Genomic DNA, 22,461 nt, shown 5'->3' with positions numbered 1-22,461 from the left:
CGCTCAGCGGGTCGTGCGCACCTTCGCCCACTCCGACGACGAGCCGGCGACGGTCGACGTACCGAGGTAGGTCACGCGCAGGCGGTGCAGCCCGATGCCGTACAGCTTGAGGTTGACGGTCCGATGTCCGCCCATGGCCGTGGTGAGCGTCAGCGTCGTCCGCACCTTGGCGGCGTGGGTGCCGAGCTTGTCGAGGATCCGGAACCGGCCCGTCGGGGTCGTCACGCCGGACGGCACCGAGATCGACACGTAGAGCGTGTCGCGGGTGCCCTGCTTGATCGTGGCCAGACCGGCCAGGAGGTTGGTGGTCGAGGGGGCCCTGGCGATGAGCACCGAGCCGCTGGTCCACGTCCCGTCGCCCCACCCGGCCTTCTTGGCGGTCACGCGCACCGAGATCCGGTGGCTCGCGTCGGCGAGCGGCAGGAGGTACTGGCTGCCGGTGGCGTTGGTGATCGCGACGCCGTCGCGGAACCACTGGTAGCTCAGCCACGGCGAGGCCGTGCTCCACGTCCCGGTGCTCACGTTCAAGGGCGAGCCGACGGCCGGCGTACCGGTCAGGCGCGGGGACGTCGTGGCCGTCAGGTGGGCGCTCAGGCCGCTGACGTTCACCGAGCGCCAGCCCGAGTTGCCGAGCTCGTTGCCCGCGCTGTCCTTGGCGACCACGCGCCAGTCGACGAGGCCGGGCTCGATCAGGGTCGACGACGAGGGGGCGTACGCCGTCGCCGACGTCGAGGCCGAGTCGATGGAGGTCGAGCCGGAGTGCTTCTGCACGTTGACCTGGTACGTCGTGGCGCGGGGGACCGGGCTCCAGCGCAGGACGACCTGGCCGGTCGGCACGGTGGCGCCCGCGGCCGGTGAGGTCAGCGTCGGCGCCGCCCCGGTGACGGTGAAGGTCGTCCGCGGTGCCGAGACGGTGGTCCACGGACCGTTGTTGCCGCTCGGGTCGACGGCGCGGACGCGCCAGACGTACGGCGACCCGGAGGCCGGCAGCGGCTTGTCCCAGACGTACGCCGCCTGCTTGACGTTGGTGTCGACCACCTTGTTGGTCGTCGAGAGCGCGGTGTCGCCACCCCGGTACAGCTGCACGTCGTAGCTCGCGGCGTACGGCTGCGGCTGCCAGGACAGCACCGCCGTCTCGCCCACGGCGGAGCCGTTGAGCGGGCTGAGCAGGGTGGGCGGCGTGGTGGCCTTGGTGAAGCTGCGCCGCGCCGACCAGCTGAGGTCGTTGTCGTCGGCGTCGATCGCCTGGACCCGCCAGTAGAGCGTGCCCTCCGGGAAGAGCCGCGTCGGCGAGGTGTACGTCGCCTGGTCGACCTTGACGTCCTCGATCGGGCTGCCGAAGCTCGGGTCGTCGTCGACCTGGACGCGGTACTGCTTGGCCGACTGGTACGCCGACGCGGCGCCCGTGGCGCTCGGCCACTTCGTCGCGGTGTTGGTGTCGAGGTAGTCCTGCCAGGTGAGGCTCACGACCGGCGAGGTGACCGTCGCGCCCGCGGCCGGGCTTTGCAGCTGCACCTGGGGTGAGGTCTTGGTGAACTGCATGCTCGCGCGACCGGTGGACGACGTGGGGTCGGCGCCGCAGGACTTCAGCGAGGAGCACGCCCGGATGTGCACGAAGTAGGACTCGCCGACCTTGCTGTCCGGCAGGGCGGACTTGAGCTGGGCGAACGTCGGCGCCCAGCGCGTGTTCGTGGTCGCCGGCATCGCGGAGTCGTGCTCGAGCCGGTTGGTGAAGTGGGAGTCGTCGGCGATGTAGACGACGTAGAAGGACGCGCCCTCGACGGGCTGCCAGTCGAGCACGGGAGTGACCGGGACCGAGCTGCACGCCGTGCTGGCGCCGACGGCAGCGGCACAGCTGGGCCCGCTCTCGAAGGCGGTGCCGGTCAGGGCCAGCCGCTGGTTCGGGACGGCCGCGAGGTTGGCGATGGTGAACGTGTTGACGTCGCTGGTCGCGGTGGCCACCCCGTCGACGTACGCCGTGACCTGCCAGTCGTAGCTGCCCGGCTTGGCGAAGACAGTGGACGGGTCGGTGACCGTCGGGTAGCCCAGCGTCTTGCCGAGCAGGTTGCCGGAGAGGGAGAGGTCCGAGGGGTCGAACCAGGTGCCGGTGCCGTGCTGGCCGGCGTCGATCTTGTAGGTGATCTTCTGCGAGCCGCTCGCCGGGTAGGGCGTCCAGCTCAGCTTCGGCGCCCGCGTCGTCACCGACGAAGCGCTTGCGGCGGTCGCGGTCAGGGGCGTGCCGGTGCCGTCCGGGATCGAGCCCGAGACGGTGAAGCTGCGGGTCTCGGTCAGGGACAGCGGGGTGGAGCTGGTGGACGGATCCTTGGCCACGATGCTCCAGGTGTAGGTGCCGGCGGTCAGGGGAGCGCCCGAGGCCTGCTGGGGCACGTACGACGTGCTGTGCGTCGTGACGGACGCGATGGTGCTCGACCCGCTCTTGACCACGACGGTGTAGGTCTCGGCGCCACGGACCGGCGCCCACGCGAGCACGGGTACGTCGACGGTCGCGCCGTTGGTCGGCGTGACACCGGTCAGGCGGTCGGCGTCGGTGCTGGCGATGAACGAGTGGGTGTCGGACCACAGGCCCTGCACGCCGTTGCCGTTCGCGCTGGTGAAGGGCGAGTCGAGCCCGCGCACCCGCCAGTAGCTGACCGCGCCGGGGGTGGCCAGGCACTGGTCGTCGATGGTGCGGCTGGCGAGGCCCGAGGTGACGTTGTAGCTGAACCCGCCCGGCGTGTACGTCGTCCCCGCGGTCTGGCACTGCTGGAAGGTGCCGGGGGAGAAGTTGGGGTCGGAGCCGAGCTGCACCTGGTAGTGGCTGGCGTGCGGGATCGGGGTCCACTCGAGTCGCAGCGGCTCGGACACCACGACCGCGTCGACGGCAGGATCGGGGAAGACGGCGCTCGGTCGCTCGGTCCACTGGCGCCGGAAGGTCGCCGCACCGGCGGCCGCGTCGGACCAGGCCGTCGGGTTGCCGCTCAGGTCGTTGGCGCGCACGCGCCAGAAGTACTGGCTGTTGTCGTACGTCGTGGCCGGCGAGTAGCGCGCGGCGTACAGCCTGGTGCGGTCCTCCACCAGGCTTGAGGGCGTGAAGCTGTCGTCCTTGGAGACCTGCAGGTCGTAGGACCGGGCGCCGGCGACCGGCGTCCAGCCGAGCACGACGTCCTGGACGTCGGTGGGGTCCGCGGTGCTCGTGCCGTCGGCCGCGACGACGCGCAGCCCGGACGGGACGGCGATGCTGCCGACGGTGAAGGTCGCCGGGCTCGAGTACGCCGACTCGATGCCGGGCGCCAGGGCCACCTTGACGTGCCAGGAGTAGTCGGTCGCCTGCAGCGCGTCCGGCACGACGAGCGCGTTGACCTGGGAGGTGTAGGACTTCGCGCCGACGAAGCTGGGGTCGTTCCCGACCTCCACCTCGACGGTGTACGACGTCGCTCCCGCGACCGGGCTCCACTGGAGCCGGACCGGCTGGTCGGGCTGGGTGAGGGTGGCACCTGCCGGCGAGAGACCGGTCGGTGCGGCCACGGGCGCGATCGTGAAGCCGCTGCCCGCGGTCCAGTCGGAGTACTGGTTGTCGGCGTCGCGCGCTCGGACCTGCCAGTAGTAGTCGCCCGCCGAGAGCAGGTCGCTGCCGACGTACGTCGTGTTGACGGTGGTCCGGTCGAGGGCCGGGGAGGTGAAGCCCGGCTCGTTGTCGACCTGCACCTGGTAGCTCACCGCGCCCGCCACGGTCGACCAGGAGAGGACCGGCGGGTTGCTCGCGGTGGCGTGCAGCGTGATCGGCGCGGGAAGGGTGGTCGCGCTGGCGGCGCCGACCTGGGTGGCCGAGAGGCCGACCACCATCGCGAGGGCGACGATGAGCCGCCCGAGTCGTCCGACCTGCACCACTTGCTCCCCACGGATGTCACTGAGAGCGGGCCGATCGGGCCCGCACCAGGACTCTAGGTAGCCGCGATTCCGGACGGATCAGGCGTTTGTCCCGGACAACTAGTCCCTCCGGACTAGTGGAGCGGTCAGTCGACGCCGATGGCGAACGCGGACTCCAGGTCGTGGCGGGAGTAGGCGCGGTAGGCGATGTGGGTCTCGGTGTCGACGACGCCCTCGACCTTGTTGAGCTGGTCGGAGACCACCGCGGCGATGTCGTCGTGGTGCTTGACCCGGACCAGCGCGATCAGGTCGATCTGGCCGGTCACCGAGTAGACCTCGCTGACGCCGTCGAGCGCGGCGATGGCCTCGGCGACCTCGGGGATCCGAGCGGTCTCGGCCTGCACGAAGACGATGGCGGTGATCATGCGCCCACAGTAATGGGGAGGCTGCGATCAAGCCGGCAGTGCGGCGGGAGGCTGGGGCCGCCGCATCCGGCCGCAAGCCGACGATGTTCCTGTCATCGTGAGGCGGTCACAGCAGAAGACGCGCTCGGCCCAGCGAGGCGGAAGCGCTCGACGTGCCGTCCCGCGCCGGCCGAGGGGCAGGTCCACTCGCCGCGTACGTCGACCAGCCGGATGCCCGGCAGCTCCAGCCAGCGCAGGATCCGCTCGGACTCCTCGGCGCTCGCCGCGGGCACGGGCCCGAGGGCCGGGATCACCGTCTCGGCGGAGGCACGCAGCTGCTCGACGTACGCCGACGCGTCGGCCCCGCCAGGGATGACGCCCGCCGCCGCGAGCCGGCCGTGCCGGACCACGTGGACCGCCCAACGGCCCTGGTCGTCGCGCCGGGTGGCGATCACCTCGGGGCAGTGGGTCAGGGGGGCCAGGCGCTGGGTGCGCGCGGCGCCGCGCACGAAGGAGGCGAGCCGGTCCCGGTGGACGCCCGCCTCCTCGAAGCGCTCCTGCGCGGCGAGCTCGGCCATCTTGGCGTTGATCAGCTCGACCACGTCGTCGGGATCGCGCAGCACCGCGTCGCGCAGCTGGCGCACGACCGCGGCATAGGTCATCAGGTCGACGCTGCCGTCGCAGGGCGCCAGGCAACGGGCCATCTCGGCCAGGGCACAGGCGGTGCGGCTCGGCGCGGCGCCGAGCCGGTCGGTGCACTGACGGATCGGGAAGACCTCGTGCAGCGCGACCAGGCAGCTCTCGGCCGAGGCGCGCGACGAGAACGGGCCGAGGTAGTCGGCGTCGTCGTCCATCACCTTCTTGACGAGCGAGAGCCGCGGCCAGGCCTCGTTGGTGAGCTTGAGGAAGGTGACCTTCTCGGGGTAGCGCGAGCGGCGGTTGTAGGGAGGCTTGTGCTCGCCGATCAGCCGCAGCTCGCGCACCTCGGCCTCCAGCGGCGTGGCGCACTCGATGCCCTGGACGGTCGAGGCGAGCGCCACCATCTCGCCCATCCGTGACCGGGTCTCGGAGGCCGTGAAGTAGGAGCGGACGCGCTTGCGGAGGTCCTGGGAGGTGCCGACGTAGAGCACCTTCCCGCGCTCGTCCTTGAAGAGGTAGACGCCCGGGGCATGGGGAAGGTGGTCGGCCAGGTGACGCTTGCGGCGTTGGGCGCCGGCGACCTTGGAGGAGTAGCTCTGCAGCTCCTCGAGGGTGTGCACGCCGAGGCCGCCGAGTCGCTCCATGCAGCCGTGCAGCACGTCGACGGTCGCGCGGGCGTCCTCGAGGGCGCGGTGGTTGGGCGTCGTGCCGGCCCGGAACACGCGCGCCAGCGAGGACAGCTTGTGGTTGGGCGTCTCGTCCTTGCTCACCACGTGGCGGGCCAGCTTGACCGTGTCGAGCACCTCGAAGGCCGGCCACGTGATGCCGAGCTCGGCCGCGTTGTGCTTGAGGAAGCCGACGTCGAAGCGGGCGTTGTGCGCCACCAGCACGGCGCCGTGCGCGAACTCCAGGAACGCCGGCAGCGCGCTGTCGATCGCGGGAGCGTCGGCGACCATCCGGTTGGTGATGCCGGTCAGCACCGCGATGAACGCGGGGATGCTCGTGTGCGGGTTGACCAGGGTCTGGAACTCGCCGAGCACCTCGCCGCCGCGCACCAGCACCGCGCCGATCTCGGTGATCCGGTCGCCGTCGGCGGGCGAGCCGCCGGTCGTCTCCAGGTCGACGACGCAGAACGTGACGTCGCGCAGCGGTCGCCCCATCTCGTCGAAGCTGAGCTGCTCGGCGAGTCGAGTGGTGACGGCGGCCGTGCTCATGTTCTGAAGGTACGGCGAATCACCGACACAACCCGGCCGCCACGGCTAGCGTTCGTCCGGTGAGCATGACTCGGGAGGACTGGCGCCGCCTTGCCCGCACTTCCGGGTTCCTCACCCTGTGGCTGCTGACCGGCCTGTTCGCGGTCACGGTCATCGCGTCGTACCTCCACCGCGACTGGATGGGCGCGAACGCTCACGCCTACTGGTTGGCCGGGCGCTCCTCGAGCCCCTACCAGCTCGCGGCGCCGGGTGAGCCCGACGCGTTCGAGTACTCCCCGGTGTTCCTCCAGCTGGTCCGACCGCTGACGCACCTGCCGTTCACGGTCTTCGCGGTGGGGTGGTCGGCCGTCGAGGCGCTCATCTTCTGGTGGATGACGCGAGGGCTCGGGTGGCGCTGGCGGGTGCCGGTGCTGCTGATGTGCGTGCCGGAGCTGGCGCTCGGCAACATCAACGCCGTCCTCGGCGCCGTGGTGGTGCTGGGCTTCCGGCGGCCGGAGTGCTGGGTGTTCCCGGCACTCACCAAGATCACGCCCGCCGGGGTGGGCGCGGTCTGGTTCCTGGCGCGAGGGGAGTGGCGGGCGCTGGTCCGGATGGCCGTCGCGCTGGTCGCCGTGGTCGCGGTGTCCTACCTCCTCGACCCCGGGCTGTGGAGGGACTGGTTCACCTACCTCACCTCGCACTCGACCGACCACCTGCCGCGCGGTCAGTGGCATCTCGCCAACCAGCGACTCGACATCGGCATCCGCCTGGGCATCGCCGTCGTCCTAGCGGCCTTCTTCGCCCGCAAGGACGTCCGCTGGCCGTTGCCGTTGGTGATGGTCCTCGCGGTGCCTGTGTTCGGGTGGACGGCGAACCAGCTCCTGGCGATGGTCCCTCCGATGGTGCGGATCTGGCACGACCAGCGCAACGCATCGGAGGCGGACGGCTCGTCGTAGGCGGGTTTGTGTCGGCGGTCCCTGGGAGCGTCGTACCCATGACGACGAGGATCGATTGCGGAACATGTGTGGTGCGCGGTCTGGCCTGCCACGACTGCGTGGTGACGGTTCTGCTCGGGCCGCCGCCCGAGCTGAGCATCGGCGACGACGAGCTGGCCTGCTTGGACCTGCTGGCCGATGGGGGCCTGGTGCCGCCGCTGCGACTGGTCCGGCCGGTGGACGGGCCCATCGTCGAATCGGCGTGACGGGAGTGATCTGCGTCTCGGGACGACACGCGCTGGGGTTTGGACGGCCCTCGGAGACAGGACTATTCTGCTTGCTCAGGTGTCCGTGGAAGTGGTCCGACCGGTCCGCGCGGACACCGCGTTGAGTCTGGACCACTCGGGGTCCAGAGCCGGGGAACCATCACTCTGGGGTGAATCCCGTACGAGGCGCGCAAGCGTGGAGTACGGGTAGGGCAAGTCGTGCCCGAACCCGTCAGCTCACCCGGTAGGCGTACGACACCAGAGGGGACCCGCCAGCTCGTGCTGAACGGCCGAAACCGCATCACCGCAGGACTCGCAGCGCTCGCCCTGAGCGGCGCCGCCACGTTGACCGTGACCTCGATCCAGAGTGCCCACGCCGACCCGGACATCAACAAGGTCCGTGATCGCGTCGAGGCCCTCGACCACGTCGCCGAGACCGCCGCCGAGAAGTACAACACCATCAACGTCCAGCTCGGCCAGCTGCACCGCGAGCTCAAGTCGCTGCAGGCCGACCAGGCGCGCGAGGGCTCGACCCTCGACGGCGTCCGCTCCGACGTACGCGACTCCGTGATCGCCCAGTACCAGGGCGAGACGCTCGGCAGCGCCGGCAGCCTGCTCAACACCAAGCCGGAGGCGTTCCTCGGTCAGGTCTCGACCGTGACCACGGTCAACGACCTCCAGAACAATCTCCTCGCCGACTACGGCGCCCAGGTCAAGGCCTACAGCATCCGCCAGGCGCAGACCCAGGACCGCATCGACAAGATCGCCGCCCTCCGCAAGGAGCTGGCCGCGAACAAGAAGACCGCGGACGAGAACTTCGCCAAGGCCAAGGACGTCCTCGACGGCCTCGAGGCCAAGCAGCGCGAGGCGATCCTCGGCGGTGGCCCGATCGACCCCGGTGCGATCAGCGCCAGCGGCCGCGCCGCTGCTGCGGTCCAGTACGCCATGGCGCAGGTCGGCAAGGCCTACGTCTGGGGTGCCGCCGGCCCGAGCGCGTTCGACTGCTCCGGCCTGACCATGGCCGCGTGGGCGCGTGCCGGCGTGAGCCTGCCGCACTCCTCGTCCGCCCAGTTCGGCATGGGCCCGCACATCCCCGAGAGCGAGCTGCGCCCGGGCGACCTGGTCTTCTACTACAGCCCGATCAGCCACGTCGGCATGTACATCGGCAACGGCCTCATCGTGAACGCCGAGAACCCCAGCGTCGGCGTCAAGGTCACCAGCCTGCACGCGATGCCGTACGTCGGCGCGGTCCGCCCTGGCTGAGCCCCGCACCACCCGAGTGAGCGCCGCGAGCTTCGCGGCGCTCCTCGCGCTTTTGTCCGGGCTGCTCGCCGGCTGCGGCGACCAGACCTACGTCGCCCCGAAGCCGACGGCCGCCGCGAGCATCGACCCGGGCGAGGCGACGGCGACGCTCGCCGCCCTCCAGACCGCAGTACGCCGCGGCGACGCTGACGCCGCGCGTGCGCTCGGTTCCGACGACGGGTCCGGCGAGCAGCTGGCCGCGATGGCCTCCAACGTCCGTGCGATCGGTCTGGCCGACGTGTCGCTGATCTACCTGACCGAGAACGGCGGCGGATCCTTCGACGGCGCCTGGGGTGCCACGGTCCAGGTCACCTGGCGGGTCAAGGGGTTCGACCGGCGTCGTGCGTCGACCGAGGTCGATGTCTCCTTCGCCGACGGCGGTCACCGGATCAGCGCGGTCGGTGACGACGAGCACCAGACGCCGCTGTGGCTCACCGGCCCGATCGACGTACGCCGGACCGCCGACGTGCTGGTCCTCGGAGCGGGGTCGACGACGCTGACCGACCGGGTCTTCGCCGAGAGCAAGGTCGCGATCGCCCGCGACCACGCGGTGCTCGGTGCCGGCAGCCGGGTCGTGGTGGAGGTGCCGCGCAGCGTCGCCCAGCTGCAGCGAGCGCTCGGCGTACGTCCGCCGGACTACGCCGACATCGCCGGCGTCACCGCGCCTGTCGACGGGAACCGCCTGCCCGGGACGCCGGTGCACGTCTTCATCAACCCCAGCGTCTACCGCATGATGAAGCCGGTCGCCGCGCAGGTCGTGATGACCCACGAGAGCGTGCACGCCGTCACCGACGCCCCGCTCACGACGGGGGCACCGCTGTGGCTGGTGGAAGGGTTCGCCGACTGGGTCGCGCTCGGCGGAGGGAGGGCCTCCGCGCTGCCGTTGAGCCGCACCGCCGGCCAGATCTCCGAGCGGGTCCGCCAGCACGGCGCACCCCGGGCGCTGCCTGCCGACGGCGACTTCGCCAACGCCCGCCACCTCGGGGCGACGTACGAAGCGGCGTGGCTGGTGTGCGTGACCATCGCCGACCACGCCGGCGGCGCGGCGCTGATCAGGCTCTACCACGACGCCCTCGGCGGTACGCCGATCGAGCGGGCCCTCGCCGACGACACCGGGCTGTCGCTCGGATCACTCACCCAGGCCTGGCGTTCCCGCCTCGCGGTAACCGCCGCGTCCCTATCCTGAGGCGCGTGGGAAAGAAGCGCACCGGAGCCGACGGACCGGGGCGCGTGGCACTCGCGACGATGCTGGTCGGCGGCGCCCTGTTCGTGCTCCTGGCCGGGCTGCTCGTGCCGTGGCACCCGGTGCCCGGCGGCATGCCGAACCCGGTCGCCGCGCGCTCGGTCTTCACCGGCGCGCAGGTCGACCGCGGCGAGCACTTCGCGCTGTGGGCGCGGATCTGGAGCTGGAGCGCGCTGGCCGTGTCGCTGGCCGTGTCGATCACCCTGGCCGTCAGTCGTCGCGTCCAGCGGTGGGCCGAGCGGCGCCGCGGGCCGTGGCCCGTGCGCACCATCACCCTGGTGATGACCGTGGTCATGGTCGGGCGGTTGGTGTCGCTGCCGTTCGCGATCGGCAGCCAGCAGCTGTTCCTCGACCACGGCCTCGCCACCGATTCCTGGGGAGCGTGGTCCGCCGACCTGGCCAAGAGCACGACCCTGGAGATGGTCGTCACCGCGATCGGGGTGGTCCTCCTGATCGGCAGCGCCGGCTGGTGGCCACGCTGGTGGCCGGCGATCGCTGGGGGAGTGCTCGGCGTCCTCGTCTTCGTCGGCTCGTTCGTCTACCCCGTGCTCGTCGAGCCGATGTTCAACCAGTTCCACCCGCTGCCCGAGGGGTCCTTGCGCAGCTCGATCCTGCAGCTCGCCGACCGCGAGGGCGTTGCGGTCCAGGACGTGCTGGTCGCCGACGCGTCCCGGCGTACGACGACCTTGAACGCCTATGTCTCCGGGTTCGGCAGCACCCGGCGGGTGGTGCTCTACGACAACGTCGTGGACACCCTCCCGCCCGGCGAGATCGAGGCGATCGTGGCCCACGAGCTCGCCCACGCCAAGCACGACGACGTCCTGATCGGCACGGCGGTCGGTGCGGCAGGCGGCGTCTTCGGGCTGGGCCTGCTCGCCTCGGTGGTGCTGCTGCTCGAGCGCAGGGGCTGGCCGGGAGCGAGGAACCCGGCCTCGGTGCCGCTCCTGCTCGGCCTGATCGCCGTCGGCAGCTTCCTGGCGCTGCCGGCGCAGAACGCGATCAGCCGGCAGATCGAGACCCATGCCGACGTCACCGCGCTCCAGGTGACGCGTGCGCCCGGGCCGTTCATCGACATGCAGCGGCGACTCGCGCTCAGCTCGGTCGCCGATCCCACGCCACCGGCGCTGTCGCAGTGGTGGTTCGGCTCGCACCCGACGGTGCTGCAGCGGATCGCGATAGCGCGGCAGATCGCTGCTGGGGCGGCTCGCTAGGCCTCAGAGGCCGGGGACGTTGAACAGTCCGCTGACGGTGGTGCCGAGGGCTCCGACGGCCATGATGATGACCGCCGCGATGAGTGCGATCAGGAGGGCGTACTCGACCGACGATGCGCCGCGCTCCGGGTGGCCGGCGTTGGTCATGGGTGGCTCCTCAGGTTTCCGAGAGTTCCGAGACGTCGGTGGGGTGGTGGAGAAAGCGAAGGCGGCCGCGCCCCCACCGGGCGCGGCCGCCATCAGGCTGTCTTCGTCAGCTCAGAGCTGGCTGGTGACGTCGCTGAACTTGCCCGACAGGGCGGTACCGAGCGCGGCGACGACGGCGATGATGACGCCGGCGATCAGGGCGACGAGCAGGCCGTACTCGACGGCGGACGCGCCGCGCTCCTCCATCTTGGCGAAGCGGGCGTTGAGCAGGATCTGGAGGTACTGAACCATCGGGGTTCTCCTTGAGTGAGTACTGATTGTGTGTCCCCGGGGGTGGATCCCCGATGACCAGAACTCTGCCGGAGAGTGAAGCCGGTCACTATCGGGAGAACGACCGTCGTGGGATGGTCCTGAGTGACTACTCCGGCCGAGCGGGCGGAGGGTGCCGCGGTCGGTGGCAGCGCCGGCAGCTGGCCTCAGAGGCCGGGGACGTTGAACAGTCCGCTGACGGTGGTGCCGAGGGCTCCGACGGCCATGATGATGACCGCCGCGATGAGTGCGATCAGGAGGGCGTACTCGACCGACGATGCGCCGCGCTCCGGGTGGCCGGCGTTGGTCATGGGTGGCTCCTCAGGTTTCCGAGAGTTCCGAGACGTCGGTGGGGTGGTGGAGAAAGCGAAGGCGGCCGCGCCCCCACCGGGCGCGGCCGCCATCAGGCTGTCTTCGTCAGCTCAGAGCTGGCTGGTGACGTCGCTGAACTTGCCCGACAGGGCGGTACCGAGCGCGGCGACGACGGCGATGATGACGCCGGCGATCAGGGCGACGAGCAGGCCGTACTCGACGGCGGACGCGCCGCGCTCCTCCATCTTGGCGAAGCGGGCGTTGAGCAGGATCTGGAGGTACTGAACCATCGGGGTTCTCCTTGAGTGAGTACTGATTGTGTGTCCCCGGGGGTGGATCCCCGATGACCAGAACTCTGCCGGAGGGTGAGGCCCGCCACTATCGGGAGAACGTCCCGAGTGGAGTGGTCCTGAGTGACTAGTCGGGTTCAGCGGGCGGAGGGCGCCACGGTCGAGAGCAGGCCGATCCGCATCGCGGTGACCAGGGCCTGGGCGCGGTTGACCGCGCCGAGCTTCTGGTAGATCCGCGCGATGTGGCTCTTGGTCGTCGACTCCGAGAGGTAGAGCTTCGCGCCGATCTGGGCGGCGTTGAGGCCGTCGGCGAGCAGCAGCAGGACGTCGTGCTCGCGCTCGGTCAGGGCCGTCGACTCGCTGTTCTGGCGGCGCATCATGGCGCCGACCAGGCCGGCGCACACGAACGACTTGGGGGAGACCGAGGAGTGCCGCGCGGCCTTGATCACCTCGGTGGACGGGGCGTCCTTGCCGACGAATCCGGACGCGCCGGCCTGCATGGCCGCGAAGATCTGGTCGTCGCCGGAGTGCATCGTGAGCACGACCAGACCGACGTCGTTGCTCTGCTTGCGCAGGGTGCGTACGACGTCCAGGCCGGTGCCGTCCTGGAGCTGGAGGTCGGTGACGACGACGTCGGGCTTGAGCCGCTCGTACGCCGCGAGGCCCTCCGCGACCGTCGCGGCGGTGCCCACCACGTCGAGGTCGGGCTCCATGTCGATGACGGTGCCGAGCCCGTCGCGGATCAGCTCGTGGTCGTCGATCAGGAGCACGGTGATCTTCGCGTCGGTCATGGTTTCCCTGCCTTCTGTGCGTGGAGCCTTCGGTGCTGGAGCGTGGAGCCTGCGTGGTGGTTCAGTGTTCGCTGCCCACCGGGGAGCGCAGCGCGACCGAGACGGTGAGCCCCCGACTGGCATTGTCGCGCACCGTGAGGTCGGCGCCCACCAGGCGGGCGCGTTCCTTCATGATCTTGAGGCCGTGGGAGTCGTTGCGGCTTCCCTGCAGGCCGATGCCGTCGTCGGTGATGGTGATCCGCGCCTGCGGCGGGTAGACGTGGCAGGCGACCTCGATGGAGTTCGCACGGGCGTGCTTGACGGCGTTGTTCATGGCTTCCTGGGTGATCCGGAAGAGCTCGGCCTCGACCTCGGGGCGCAGGCGCGCGGGCTGTTCATCGAGCCGTACCCGGATCGGGATGCCTGATGCCTCCGACAGCGGTCGTGCGATCGCGCTGATCGCCGCGCCCAGGCTGGCCGCCTCACCGATGCTGGTGCGCAGGTTCATCACGGACCGGCGTACCTCTCCGACGACCTTGCTCACCCGATCGCGCAGCTTCTGCAGCTGCTCGATCTGGACGGGGTCCGTGGCGCGGCCGGCGATCGCGTCGACGACGTACCCGAGCGAGGCGATGTCCTGGGCGACGCCGTCGTGGATCTCTCGGGCCAGCCGCTGACGCTCGTCGGCGGTCGCGGCGTCGCGGAACTGGGTGAAGAGCAGCGCGGTGTCGAGACGTACGGCGGTCGGCGCCATGGAGGCCGAGAGCTGCTTGAGGTCCAGGCTGGCGAGGTCGGAGAGGAACTCGGCGCTGGAGACGCCGGCGACGACGGCGTGCTCACCGGCGAGGAAGGCGAAGGCGGTCCCCTCCATCACCGGCTCGTCGCGGGCCCAGGCCTGCGCGGCGATGCTCTCGCAGAGCTCGGTGTCGGCGGGGTCCTCGCCGATCGAGGCGACCGGCGTCAGCCCGTCGCCACGGGGGACGAAGGCGTGCAGGGTGCGGCAGGGGTGGTGGTCGCCGACGGTCTCGAGCAGCTCGCCGCCGAGGGCGGTGACGTCCAGGCCGCCGCGCAGGTTGCCGGAGAGGTCGATCAGCTGGCGGATGAGGTGCTGGGCGTCGCGGTAGGGCTGCAGGGCGTCCCGCGGCTGCCGCTCGCTGGAGAGCGTGACGCCGGCGATGAGGCTCAGCCCGATGCCGGCCATGGTCCAGGTGAAGATCGAGACGCCGAGGTCGGAGGAGATCTTCTGGAACCACATCAGGCCGATGCTCACCGTGGCCACGGCCTGGATCGCGGCGACGCGGTACATCGACTTCGTGCCGGTGGTGAGCGTCGCCGCGAGGGGAGGTACGACGAGCGCCGCCAGCGTGGCCGAGGAGTAGTGCATGCCCAGCGCGCACAGCACGCCCACGGCGCCGGCCTCGACGGCCGGGGTCAGGGTCAGCTCGAGCTCGCGCCGGATCGCGGTGATGGCCTGGTAGAGCCACAGCACGCCGATGGCGAGCGCGACCAGCAGCGCGTTGGACTGGTGGATCCACAGTGCGGGTGCACCGATAGCCAGGACGGCGAACAGCCGGGCCGTCGCGAGGACGGCGTAGGCCTGGTTGTTCGGCATTCCCTGATTCTCGTGCACCTGCGTCCCTTTCGGGGGCCGATCTCTCTTTAGCCCCCGCCGAACTGCTTCGAGATGCTCATCGCTGCGGGACCCATGATGACGACGAACAGGCACGGAAGCACGCACAGCACGAGCGGGACCATGATCTTGACCGGGACCTGCTGGGCCTTCGCCTCGGCGTACTGGCGTCGCTTCACGCGCATCTCGACGGCCTGGACGCGGAGCACCTGGGCGATGGAGATGCCGAACGAGTCGGCCTGGACCATGGCGCCGACGAACGCCTTGAGGTCGTCGACGTTGGTGCGCTCGCCGAGCGCCTTGAGCGCCTCGGCCCGCCCCATGCCGAGCTGCATCTCGCGCAGGACGCGGGAGAACTCCTCGGCCAGGGGGCCGCCGGTGTTGCGGGCGACCTGCTGCAGTGCCGCGTCGAAGCCGAGACCGGCCTCCACGCTGATGGTGAGCAGGTCGACGGCGTCGGCCAGGGTCCGCTTGATCTCCTCGGACCGGTCGTAGGCACGCTGGTAGAGGTACATGTTCGGGCCCATGAACCCGGCTGCGGCCATGGCCGCCGCCAGGAGGACGGTCGTGGTGAACGACCAGCCGAGCATCATCGAGTACGCCGCGCCGACGATCGGCATGACGGCGGCGGCCATCACCTTCAGCGACAGGACCCGGTCGACCGACCAGTCGCGCGGGTTGCCGGCGAGGTCGAGCTTGTGGCGGATCCGCTCGGACTTGTCGGCGCCGGCCAACCGGCGGCCAAGGGTGAGGGCCCGGGCCTGGAGCGGCGCGAGCACACGGTCGGCGAAGGGGAGGTCGGCCTCGGCGGCGAGGTCCTTGGCGCCGGCGCTGCCCATCTGCTCGAGGGCCTGCAGCGAGCGGGCCAGACCGGCCGGGTGTTGCTCCTTGACCAGGGCGCGGCCGGCCAGGCCGACGGCACCGAGGATCAGGACCAGGGCGAGGAACAGGGCCATCAGATCTCCACCTTCACCAAGCGACTCATCCAGAAGATCCCGAGGCTCAGCCAGCCGACGGCGCCGCAGAGCATCGCCCAGCCGAGGGGCGAGCTGTACATCGGCGTGAGGTACCCGGGCTGGGTCAGGAACACGAACGCGGCGACGCCCGGTGGGAGCACGCTCAGGATGATCGCGGAGAGCTTGCCCTCGGCGGCGAGCGAGTTGACCTGGCGGCGCAAGAACGCCCTCTCGCGCATCGTCCCGGCGACGGTGGTCAGCAGCTCGGCGAGGTTGCCGCCGACCTGGCGCTGGATCCGGATCGCCATGACGACCCAGGCGAAGTCCTTGCTGTTGAACCGCTCGGCGACACCCTCGAAGGCGTCCTCGACCGAGACACCGATGCGGGTCTCGACCAGCACGCGCTTGAACTCGCCGTTGATCGGGTCGGGCCCCTCACGGGTGATCGTGTCGACCGCCTGCGGCAGGCTCAGGCCCGCGGAGAGTGCGCCCGCCAGGAGCTGGAGCGTCTCGGGAAGTGCGGCGTCGAACGCCTTGCGGCGACGACCCGCGGCCCAGCGGAGGTAGACGAGCGGGAGGACCGCGCCGATCACGCCGAAGAGCAGGCCGACGAGCAGGTTGCCGCCACCGAGGAGCGCGCCGACCAGGACCGCGCCGACGACGATGCCGAAGTGCAGCAGCAGCCACTCCGAGGGCTTGAGCTGGCTGCCGGCCGCGGTGAGCCGCTGGGTCAGCCGCTGGTCGAGCTGCTCGTTGCGCTCGAGGAGGCCGGCGGCAGCCGCCTTGGCCTGCTCCAGCATCGGCTCGGAGGCCGGCTTCTGGGCGGAGGGGATGCCGCTGGCTGCGTAGCTCTGCGAGGTGTACGCCGCCAGCCGGTCGGTGATCGACATCGGAGCCGGCTTGCCGGGGACCAGCAGCAGCGCCGCGCCCACCAGGCCGAGCGCGAGGACGGCCGTGCCGGCGTACAGGAGCCAGCCGGGGGCGCCCCAGCCGCTGTCGGAGGCGAGGGACGGTGCCGTCGCGGGGGTGGCGGCGGTCGGCGTGATCGGCGCCAGGACGGAGGCGGACAGGGTGCCGGTGGACGTCGGGACGGTCACGGCGACGTTCGCCTGGTGACCCTTGAGGCCGGCAGGCAGGGGAGCGGTGACGAGCACCTGGTGGGCGAGCACGTCGGCCTCGGCCTGGAACGCCTGCGTGAGTGCGGAGCCGGTCGACCGGATCACGCTGCCCTTGCCGGCGGCCGCCAGCCGGCCGAGGACCTGCTTCTGGCCGGTGGTCAGGCCGAGGGCGACGGCGTCCAGTGCGGTGTGCGTGCTGGTGACCGCCTGGGCCGCGGCGGCGAGCTTGGCGCTCGAGCCGGTGTCGGCGCCGTCGGAGAGGAGCACGACGGAGCGCTGCCCGTCGGTCCCCGCGGCGTTGACGGCGGCCAGCAGGCCGTCGTACAGGTGCGTGCCCCGGTGGAGGGCGAGGCCGCCGACCACGCCGCGTGCCTGGCCGCGGTCGGTGGTGGGGTCGAGGGCGACCGTCACGGTGTTGTCGAAGGTGACCACGCCGACCTTCACGTCGGCGGGGACGGCGTCGAGGAAGCTGAGCGCGGCCGTCTTGGCGGCGCCGAAGCGACCCTGGGCCGCCATCGACTCGCTGGTGTCGATGGCCAGGACGGCGGTCCGGGAGATCGTCGTACCGCTCTGTGTCGACGTCGCGGTCGCGTCGAGAGGGGTGCCGTCGAGGCTGGCGGTGACGCCGCTCAGGTCCGGCTGCGTGCCGGCAGGCAGGCTGACCAGCAGGCTCAGCTTGCCGCCGTCGGTCTGCACGTGGGCGATCTGTGCGTCGCCGTCGGCCGCGTGGGCCGGCGTGCTGAGGGACAGCGTGGCGACGGCGAGGGCGACCGTGGCCAGGACGCGGCGCATCACACCCGCTCCATGCGGAACAGCGAGGGGTCGACCATGACGTTGGAGTTGGCGAGCTTCTCGATGAACTTGGGGCGCAGGCCGGTCGAGCGCAGCCGGCCCATGACGCGACCGTTCTCGTCGAAGCCGGCGCTGTGGTCGAAGACGAAGACGTCCTGGAGGGTGATCACGTCGCCCTCCATCCGCTCCACCTCGGTGATGTGGGTGATCCGGCGCGACCCGTCCTTGAAGCGGGCCTGGTGGACGATCAGGTCGACCGCGGAGGCCACCTGCTCGCGGATGGCGCGGATCGGCAGGTCCATGCCGGCCATCAGGACCATCGTCTCCATGCGGGCGAGCGTGTCGCGCGGACCGTTGGAGTGCAGGGTGCAGATCGAGCCGTCGTGGCCGGTGTTCATCGCCTGCAGCATGTCGAGTGCGGAGGCGTCGCGGACCTCGCCGACGACGATGCGGTCGGGCCGCATGCGCAGGGCGTTCTTGACCAGGTCGCGGATGGTGACCGCGCCCTTGCCCTCGATGTTGGCCGGGCGGCTCTCGAGACGTACGACGTGCTCCTGCTTGAGCTGCAGCTCGGCGGCGTCCTCGATGGTGACGATGCGCTCGTCGCTGGGGATGAAGCTGGACAGCACGTTGAGCGTGGTCGTCTTGCCGGCGCCGGTACCGCCGCTGACGATGATGTTGAGGCGGCCCCGCACACAGGCGTCCAGGAAGTTCGAGGTGACCGGGCTCAGCGACCCGAAGCTCATCAGGTCCTGGACGGTCAGCGGGTCGGCGGAGAACTTCCGGATGGTCAGTGCCGAGCCGTCGATCGCCAACGGCGGGACGATCGCGTTGACGCGGCTGCCGTCGGGGAGGCGGGCGTCGACCATCGGGCTGGACTCGTCGACGCGGCGGCCGATCCGGGACACGATCTTGTCGATCGTGCGGCGCAGGTGGGCCTCGTCGGCGAAGTGCGCGTCGGACTTGACCAGCCGGCCGCTCTTCTCCAGCCACACGCTGTCGTGGCCGTTGACCATGACCTCCGAGACGTCCGGGTCGCGCAGGAAGGGATCGATCGGGCCGTAGCCGAGGATGTCGTCGCTGATCTCGCTCGTCACCCGGGCGCGGTCCGCGGTGCTCAGCGGACGGTCCTGGGAACCGAGCACCTCGGACAGGACGCTGCGGACCCGCTGGTCCAGCTCGTTCTGGTCCATGTCGGCGTCGTACAGGTGCGGACCGAGCTGCTTGAGCAGCTCCGTGTGCACGCTGATCTTGAGGTCCTCGAGCCGGTCCTGCTCGTGGTTGGCGAGCGCCAGGCGCTGGGCCGAGCGGTTGTCGCCGGTCGCGGCCGCGGTCGCGGTCCGGGCGCCGAGCGGGCCGGGCGTCGCAGGCGGCGCGGGCGTGGCGGACGCGACCCGCGCGGCTGCAGCGGGCGGGGCCGGAGCCGGCGCCATTGTCGGCGCAGAGGGCGCCGGCTCCGGGGTCTGGGCGAGGAGCACGTCGGAGTACGACGCGGTCAGCGGGTCGATCGCCGCGGGAGCGGGCGCGGGTGCCGTCGGCTCCTCCGCGTTGTGGCGTCCGGTGGCCTCGCGCGCCTCGCGGCGGGCGGCCTCCAGGCGCTCCGACAGGCTGCTCATCTCAGCTCCTTCCGCGGCGGAAGAGGCCGCGGTTGCGGTGGTCGGGCTGCTCGGCGCCGGCCGAGGCGGCGGCGTACGGCGCACCCGCGGTGATCGGCTCGCCGGTGACGGCCGCTGCGAGCTCGGCGTACGCCACGCTCGCGGCGTGCCCGGGCTTGTCGGCCACGATCGGCGTACCGGTGTTGGTGGACGCGGCGATCTCGACGGCGGTCGCCATCTGCGCGGCGACCGGCATCCCGAGGATGGTCTCGACCTTCTCGATGCTGATGCCGACCTCGGCGTCCGCGCGGTTGAGCAGCAGGTGCCGGTGGCCGCGGGCGATGCTGAGCATGTCCATGGTCTCAAGCGCGACCTTGACGTTCTTGAGGGTCGGTACGTCGAGCGTGGCGACGATGACGCACTCGTCGGTCTCGTCCAGGGCGGTCAGAGTGGCGTCGTCGAAGGACGGCGAGGTGTCGACCACGATGTAGTCGAAGCCGTCCTTGAGGGCGCGCAGGATGCGCGAGATCAGCAGCGGGCTGACCCGCTCGCGCACGTCCGGGTGGGCCGGCGCCGCCAGCACGCTGAGGCTCGACTCGTGACGGGTCAGCAGGCTCTCGAGCATCGCCAGGTCGACGGAGTCCTCCGAGCCGACGGCCTGCTCGATGGAGTGGGTCGGGAAGAGCTGCATGGTGATCGCGACGTCGCCGAAGGCGAGGTCCATGTCGACCAGGCAGACCTTGCGCGCGCCCCGGTCGGACAGCGTCAGGGCCAGGTTCACCGAGGTCGTGGTCTTGCCGACGCCGCCCTTGGGGGAGAAGACCGTGACGATGCGGCCCTGGTTGCGTGCGCCGCCGGGGCCGCGCAGCGCGGCGTACAGCTGGTGCGCCCGCTCGACGGCCTTGGTGAGCCCCTTGTCGTCGTACGTCGTGACGACGTCCCGGACGCCTGCCTGCATGGCGCGGGTGAGGATGTCGGTGTCGAGGTGGTCGCGGACCAGGACCACGCTCACCGTCGGGCGCTGGATGCGCAGGTCCTCGGAGATCGCCAGGGCGTGCTCGAGGGAGATGCTCGGGCCGAGCGCCACGACGTACTCGTCGGAGTGCTGGTCGAGCCAGGCGACCATCGGGTCCAGGCCGGTGACGGCCTGGGATCCCGGCGGCATGCTGGGTTGCAGGCGGGCGAGGTTGCCCGGGTCGGTCTCGACGAGGATCGGCATGATCAGTTCTTCCCGAACAGGCTGCCGGTGCCGGTGCCCGAGTCGGCCGTCACGTGGCTGGTGCGGTTGAGGATGCCGATCGACAGCGTGCTGATCGTGCCCGCGAGGCGCACCTGCTCGGCCTCCTTCTGCGTGACGGCGATGGTCACGAGGTACGGGAGGTCGGGGTCGCTGCTGCGCTGGGCGGTGGTCGAGTTGGTGCCGGCGTTGTCGGCGTTCGAGGACTGGCCGAAGCCCAGCACCAGCGCGCGCGGGAGCAGCACCCGGCTGAAGGTCCCGTCCTGCGTGCTGAACACGGCGACCGTGGACCCGGGAGCCACGAAGGTGCCGACCCGGAACCCGTCGTCCTTGATCAGGATCGAGATCGCGATCTTGCCCTCGGGGATCGGCAGGTTCGCCCGGGCCTCGACCTCGTCGGCGCCGCCGAACTTCGTCGGGATGATCTGCTCGTTCGGGTAGATCGTGGTGAGGGCGACCTTGCCGCGGAACCCGTCCGAGTCGGCGGTCGCGCCGGACAGCAGCTGGTTGCGTGTCACCGGGGTGAGCCGGATCTTCCCGGACTTCTGGGCGTCGTCGAAGCTCTCGCCCGGCTGCAGCTCCTGGCTGGCCGTGATGACCTCGACGGTGTCGAACTTCTTCGCCGCCCGGCTCTCCGCGCCCTTGGCGTAGACGAACACCAGCAGCACCCCGAGGACCGCGACGACCGCGGCGACGACGAGCAGAAGCCTGCGACGATCCATGACTTGCCTCCAACACTTGCGGAAAAATCCGTGGGTGCAGGCTCGTTCTCGAGGCCTGCGATGGCCCGAGGCTAGTGACGGAGAACGGGTGTCGGGACCCTTGTGCGACCTTTCTGATCGGTCGCTTTCTGGGGGTGGTCCTTTGGGACTACGGGGACTGTCCGAGGGTGGGGTTGTCGGGGGTTGGGGGCGGTTCGGTGGGTTGGTCGGTCGGGCTTGAGTAACACGTTGTTCGAGCGTCTTCCACGTCGTTCGAGGCTCTTCCACGCTGTCGTGACGACGTGGAAGAGCGGAGAATGGGGCGACAGACCGATGGACGGCGTGTTACTTGGCGCGTGACGGGAACCGGCCGCTCGCGGCCACGTGAGACGGAGGATCAGGCAGCCCTCGACTGGCCAGTCGGTCGCCGACGGGGGAGTCGCGGCATGAACCGTCCGAGGTCGGAGACGTCGGTACCGAAACGAGAGCAGGTGTCGAGGTACTCGCGGCGTACCCGCTCGCGGGCGGCCGGAATGCCTGCGCCGAACACGTCGTGCCACTCGAGATGGGACATACCGAGCTTGAAGCCGCACACGAAGTCCTGGCGCCGCTTGGCACTGAAGATCGACTCCATCGGGTCGGAGGAGAATCCGCCCTGTTCGACAGGCAGGAGCTTGACGGCCCTGTTGAACTCGATGATGTGGCGCCCGAGCCGCAGGTCGCACCAGGCAACCTGGCCATCGGCCGCCAGGCCGAACTGGACCTGCGGTACGCCGTAGCCGAGGCTGGTGACCAGGTCGCGGGACAGGGTCTCGCCGATGCTGTCGGTGTCGTCCGAGGCGGAATCGCGGACGTCGCGAACGACCGTCACGTTGGGCCAGTGCGCCATCCGCGCGATCACCAGGTCGAGCTCTCGCGCTGTGGCGCCGGCGCGGAAGGCGGAGTCCGCCGCGACCAAGCCTTGCTGGAATCCGTGCTCGCGCGCGATGTCGGCGGCTGCACGCGCCGCGCTGAGGACGCGCCTGCCGTTGATGTCGACCACGTCCGACTCGTCATACGGCGCGAGGTGGTGCACGATCCGCCGCCGATGGTGGGTGCCGACGAGGCCGGGCCTGGTGATCCGCGTGATCGGCCGTGGCTCGTGCAGGACTTCCAACCCCAGCTCGTAGGCCGCCGAGTGATGACTCATGACATGCGGAAAGCCCACTCGGAGGCTGGCGGCCCGATCGATGACCAGCCGGCGGTCGGCATGCGCACGCACCTGCGCGAGGTACGCCGCTTCGGCGTACACGCCTGGTTGGACGGCGACCCACGCGCGGCGGCGTCGCAGCCGATCGATCTGGTCGGTCGTCATGCCGAGGTCGATCGCCTGCCGTCGAGTGATCAGTCCGTTCTGGGTCGCCATGCGAGCCCGCACCTTGTGATTCATGTCCTTGACCCTCGGCGTGCGCGCCGACGGTCGGACCGCGTCGCGACTCGCCTTGTGGAGAGCGTTCGTCGGCGGGGCGCCTGTGGATGACTGTCGGTCCATCACGTTGCTGGTG

The 22,461-nt window shown here is 70.7% G+C and carries 20 protein-coding genes and 1 riboswitch; of the genes, 5 read left to right on the top strand and 15 right to left on the bottom strand.

All coding sequences use genetic code 11. From position 1 onward, the window contains the following. Positions 1-3: 3 nt before the first annotated feature. The 3 genes from ACYVJ3_RS12315 to ACYVJ3_RS12305 all read right to left on the bottom strand — a co-directional run bounded on the left by ACYVJ3_RS12315 (position 4) and on the right by ACYVJ3_RS12305 (position 6,124). On the bottom strand, positions 4-3,885 hold the full coding sequence (locus tag ACYVJ3_RS12315; RefSeq protein ID WP_460853301.1) for a phage tail protein: 3,882 nt from the start codon (positions 3,883-3,885) through the stop codon (positions 4-6). A gap of 128 nt (positions 3,886-4,013) precedes the next feature. After that, entirely contained in the window at positions 4,014-4,292 is a 279-nt protein-coding gene (locus ACYVJ3_RS12310) for an Lrp/AsnC family transcriptional regulator (RefSeq protein ID WP_460853300.1), read from the bottom strand. 92 nt (positions 4,293-4,384) lie between these two features. Beyond that, complete coding sequence (locus ACYVJ3_RS12305) at positions 4,385-6,124, bottom strand: DEDD exonuclease domain-containing protein (protein WP_460853299.1); 1,740 nt, start codon at positions 6,122-6,124, stop codon at positions 4,385-4,387. A 65-nt stretch (positions 6,125-6,189) separates the two neighbouring features. Between ACYVJ3_RS12305 and ACYVJ3_RS12300 the strand changes: the two genes are divergently transcribed. The 5 genes from ACYVJ3_RS12300 to ACYVJ3_RS12280 all read left to right on the top strand — a co-directional run bounded on the left by ACYVJ3_RS12300 (position 6,190) and on the right by ACYVJ3_RS12280 (position 11,060). After that, entirely contained in the window at positions 6,190-7,059 is an 870-nt protein-coding gene (locus ACYVJ3_RS12300; RefSeq protein WP_460853390.1) for a glycosyltransferase family 87 protein, read from the top strand. Between the two features lie 38 nt (positions 7,060-7,097). After that, on the top strand, positions 7,098-7,304 hold the full coding sequence (locus ACYVJ3_RS12295; protein WP_460853298.1) for a hypothetical protein: 207 nt from the start codon (positions 7,098-7,100) through the stop codon (positions 7,302-7,304). Positions 7,305-7,413: 109 nt separating this feature from the next. Further along, positions 7,414-7,570, top strand: a riboswitch (cyclic di-AMP (ydaO/yuaA leader). 13 nt (positions 7,571-7,583) lie between these two features. Beyond that, positions 7,584-8,567 (top strand): C40 family peptidase, encoded by a 984-nt coding sequence (locus ACYVJ3_RS12290; RefSeq protein ID WP_460853296.1) that lies wholly within the window; start codon positions 7,584-7,586, stop codon positions 8,565-8,567. Between the two features lie 16 nt (positions 8,568-8,583). Next, on the top strand, positions 8,584-9,792 hold the full coding sequence (locus ACYVJ3_RS12285) for a hypothetical protein (RefSeq protein ID WP_460853295.1): 1,209 nt from the start codon (positions 8,584-8,586) through the stop codon (positions 9,790-9,792). A 5-nt stretch (positions 9,793-9,797) separates the two neighbouring features. Beyond that, positions 9,798-11,060, top strand: coding sequence for a M48 family metallopeptidase (locus ACYVJ3_RS12280; protein WP_460853294.1), 1,263 nt, complete (start codon positions 9,798-9,800; stop codon positions 11,058-11,060). Positions 11,061-11,063: 3 nt separating this feature from the next. On the opposite strand, the gene ACYVJ3_RS12275 is transcribed toward ACYVJ3_RS12280, so the two are convergent. From ACYVJ3_RS12275 to ACYVJ3_RS12220, 12 genes are all read right to left on the bottom strand, one after another. Beyond that, the gene (locus tag ACYVJ3_RS12275; protein ID WP_460853293.1) at positions 11,064-11,207 is read right to left on the bottom strand and encodes a Flp family type IVb pilin; all 144 of its coding nucleotides are present in this window, start codon (positions 11,205-11,207) and stop codon (positions 11,064-11,066) included. Between the two features lie 111 nt (positions 11,208-11,318). Then, the gene (locus ACYVJ3_RS12270; RefSeq protein ID WP_460853290.1) at positions 11,319-11,498 is read right to left on the bottom strand and encodes a Flp family type IVb pilin; all 180 of its coding nucleotides are present in this window, start codon (positions 11,496-11,498) and stop codon (positions 11,319-11,321) included. A 185-nt stretch (positions 11,499-11,683) separates the two neighbouring features. Further along, entirely contained in the window at positions 11,684-11,827 is a 144-nt protein-coding gene (locus tag ACYVJ3_RS12265; RefSeq protein WP_460853293.1) for a Flp family type IVb pilin, read from the bottom strand. A gap of 111 nt (positions 11,828-11,938) precedes the next feature. Beyond that, positions 11,939-12,118 (bottom strand): Flp family type IVb pilin, encoded by a 180-nt coding sequence (locus tag ACYVJ3_RS12260; RefSeq protein ID WP_460853290.1) that lies wholly within the window; start codon positions 12,116-12,118, stop codon positions 11,939-11,941. Between the two features lie 137 nt (positions 12,119-12,255). Then, positions 12,256-12,909 carry a response regulator gene (locus tag ACYVJ3_RS12255; RefSeq protein ID WP_460853289.1) on the bottom strand — a complete coding sequence of 218 codons (654 nt, stop codon included), beginning with the start codon at positions 12,907-12,909 and terminating at the stop codon, positions 12,256-12,258. A 61-nt stretch (positions 12,910-12,970) separates the two neighbouring features. Continuing rightward, the gene (locus ACYVJ3_RS12250; RefSeq protein WP_460853288.1) at positions 12,971-14,500 is read right to left on the bottom strand and encodes a sensor histidine kinase; all 1,530 of its coding nucleotides are present in this window, start codon (positions 14,498-14,500) and stop codon (positions 12,971-12,973) included. A gap of 47 nt (positions 14,501-14,547) precedes the next feature. Next, the gene (locus ACYVJ3_RS12245; RefSeq protein ID WP_460853287.1) at positions 14,548-15,474 is read right to left on the bottom strand and encodes a type II secretion system F family protein; all 927 of its coding nucleotides are present in this window, start codon (positions 15,472-15,474) and stop codon (positions 14,548-14,550) included. Then, entirely contained in the window at positions 15,474-17,384 is a 1,911-nt protein-coding gene (locus ACYVJ3_RS12240) for a type II secretion system F family protein (protein WP_460853286.1), read from the bottom strand. The genes ACYVJ3_RS12245 and ACYVJ3_RS12240 overlap by 1 nt, the downstream gene beginning before the upstream one ends. Continuing rightward, positions 17,384-19,000, bottom strand: coding sequence for a CpaF family protein (locus tag ACYVJ3_RS12235; RefSeq protein WP_460853285.1), 1,617 nt, complete (start codon positions 18,998-19,000; stop codon positions 17,384-17,386). The genes ACYVJ3_RS12240 and ACYVJ3_RS12235 overlap by 1 nt, the downstream gene beginning before the upstream one ends. A gap of 1 nt (position 19,001) precedes the next feature. After that, complete coding sequence (locus ACYVJ3_RS12230) at positions 19,002-20,198, bottom strand: AAA family ATPase (protein ID WP_460853284.1); 1,197 nt, start codon at positions 20,196-20,198, stop codon at positions 19,002-19,004. A 2-nt stretch (positions 20,199-20,200) separates the two neighbouring features. Continuing rightward, positions 20,201-20,938 (bottom strand): Flp pilus assembly protein CpaB, encoded by a 738-nt coding sequence (gene cpaB, locus ACYVJ3_RS12225; protein WP_460853283.1) that lies wholly within the window; start codon positions 20,936-20,938, stop codon positions 20,201-20,203. A gap of 376 nt (positions 20,939-21,314) precedes the next feature. Then, positions 21,315-22,346 carry a hypothetical protein gene (locus tag ACYVJ3_RS12220; RefSeq protein ID WP_460853282.1) on the bottom strand — a complete coding sequence of 344 codons (1,032 nt, stop codon included), beginning with the start codon at positions 22,344-22,346 and terminating at the stop codon, positions 21,315-21,317. Between the last annotated feature and the right edge of the window lie 115 nt (positions 22,347-22,461).

The sequence above is a fragment of the Nocardioides montaniterrae genome (assembly GCF_054782655.1).
This window is presented reverse-complemented; position numbering and strand designations above follow the sequence as displayed.

What these genes read in the sequence shown, in the direction of transcription:
- ACYVJ3_RS12310 (WP_460853300.1), bottom strand. Translation starts at nt 4,292, where the DNA reads ATGATCACCGCCATCGTCTTCGTGCAGGCCGAGACCGCTCGGATCCCC.
- ACYVJ3_RS12305 (WP_460853299.1), bottom strand. Translation starts at nt 6,124, where the DNA reads ATGAGCACGGCCGCCGTCACCACTCGACTCGCCGAGCAGCTCAGCTTC.
- ACYVJ3_RS12300 (WP_460853390.1), top strand. Translation starts at nt 6,190, where the DNA reads ATGACTCGGGAGGACTGGCGCCGCCTTGCCCGCACTTCCGGGTTCCTC.
- ACYVJ3_RS12295 (WP_460853298.1), top strand. Translation starts at nt 7,098, where the DNA reads ATGACGACGAGGATCGATTGCGGAACATGTGTGGTGCGCGGTCTGGCC.
- ACYVJ3_RS12275 (WP_460853293.1), bottom strand. Translation starts at nt 11,207, where the DNA reads ATGACCAACGCCGGCCACCCGGAGCGCGGCGCATCGTCGGTCGAGTAC.
- ACYVJ3_RS12270 (WP_460853290.1), bottom strand. Translation starts at nt 11,498, where the DNA reads ATGGTTCAGTACCTCCAGATCCTGCTCAACGCCCGCTTCGCCAAGATG.
- ACYVJ3_RS12265 (WP_460853293.1), bottom strand. Translation starts at nt 11,827, where the DNA reads ATGACCAACGCCGGCCACCCGGAGCGCGGCGCATCGTCGGTCGAGTAC.
- ACYVJ3_RS12260 (WP_460853290.1), bottom strand. Translation starts at nt 12,118, where the DNA reads ATGGTTCAGTACCTCCAGATCCTGCTCAACGCCCGCTTCGCCAAGATG.
- ACYVJ3_RS12255 (WP_460853289.1), bottom strand. Translation starts at nt 12,909, where the DNA reads ATGACCGACGCGAAGATCACCGTGCTCCTGATCGACGACCACGAGCTG.
- ACYVJ3_RS12250 (WP_460853288.1), bottom strand. Translation starts at nt 14,500, where the DNA reads ATGCCGAACAACCAGGCCTACGCCGTCCTCGCGACGGCCCGGCTGTTC.
- ACYVJ3_RS12245 (WP_460853287.1), bottom strand. Translation starts at nt 15,474, where the DNA reads ATGGCCCTGTTCCTCGCCCTGGTCCTGATCCTCGGTGCCGTCGGCCTG.
- ACYVJ3_RS12240 (WP_460853286.1), bottom strand. Translation starts at nt 17,384, where the DNA reads ATGCGCCGCGTCCTGGCCACGGTCGCCCTCGCCGTCGCCACGCTGTCC.
- ACYVJ3_RS12235 (WP_460853285.1), bottom strand. Translation starts at nt 19,000, where the DNA reads ATGAGCAGCCTGTCGGAGCGCCTGGAGGCCGCCCGCCGCGAGGCGCGC.
- ACYVJ3_RS12230 (WP_460853284.1), bottom strand. Translation starts at nt 20,198, where the DNA reads ATGCCGATCCTCGTCGAGACCGACCCGGGCAACCTCGCCCGCCTGCAA.
- cpaB (WP_460853283.1), bottom strand. Translation starts at nt 20,938, where the DNA reads ATGGATCGTCGCAGGCTTCTGCTCGTCGTCGCCGCGGTCGTCGCGGTC.
- ACYVJ3_RS12220 (WP_460853282.1), bottom strand. Translation starts at nt 22,346, where the DNA reads ATGAATCACAAGGTGCGGGCTCGCATGGCGACCCAGAACGGACTGATC.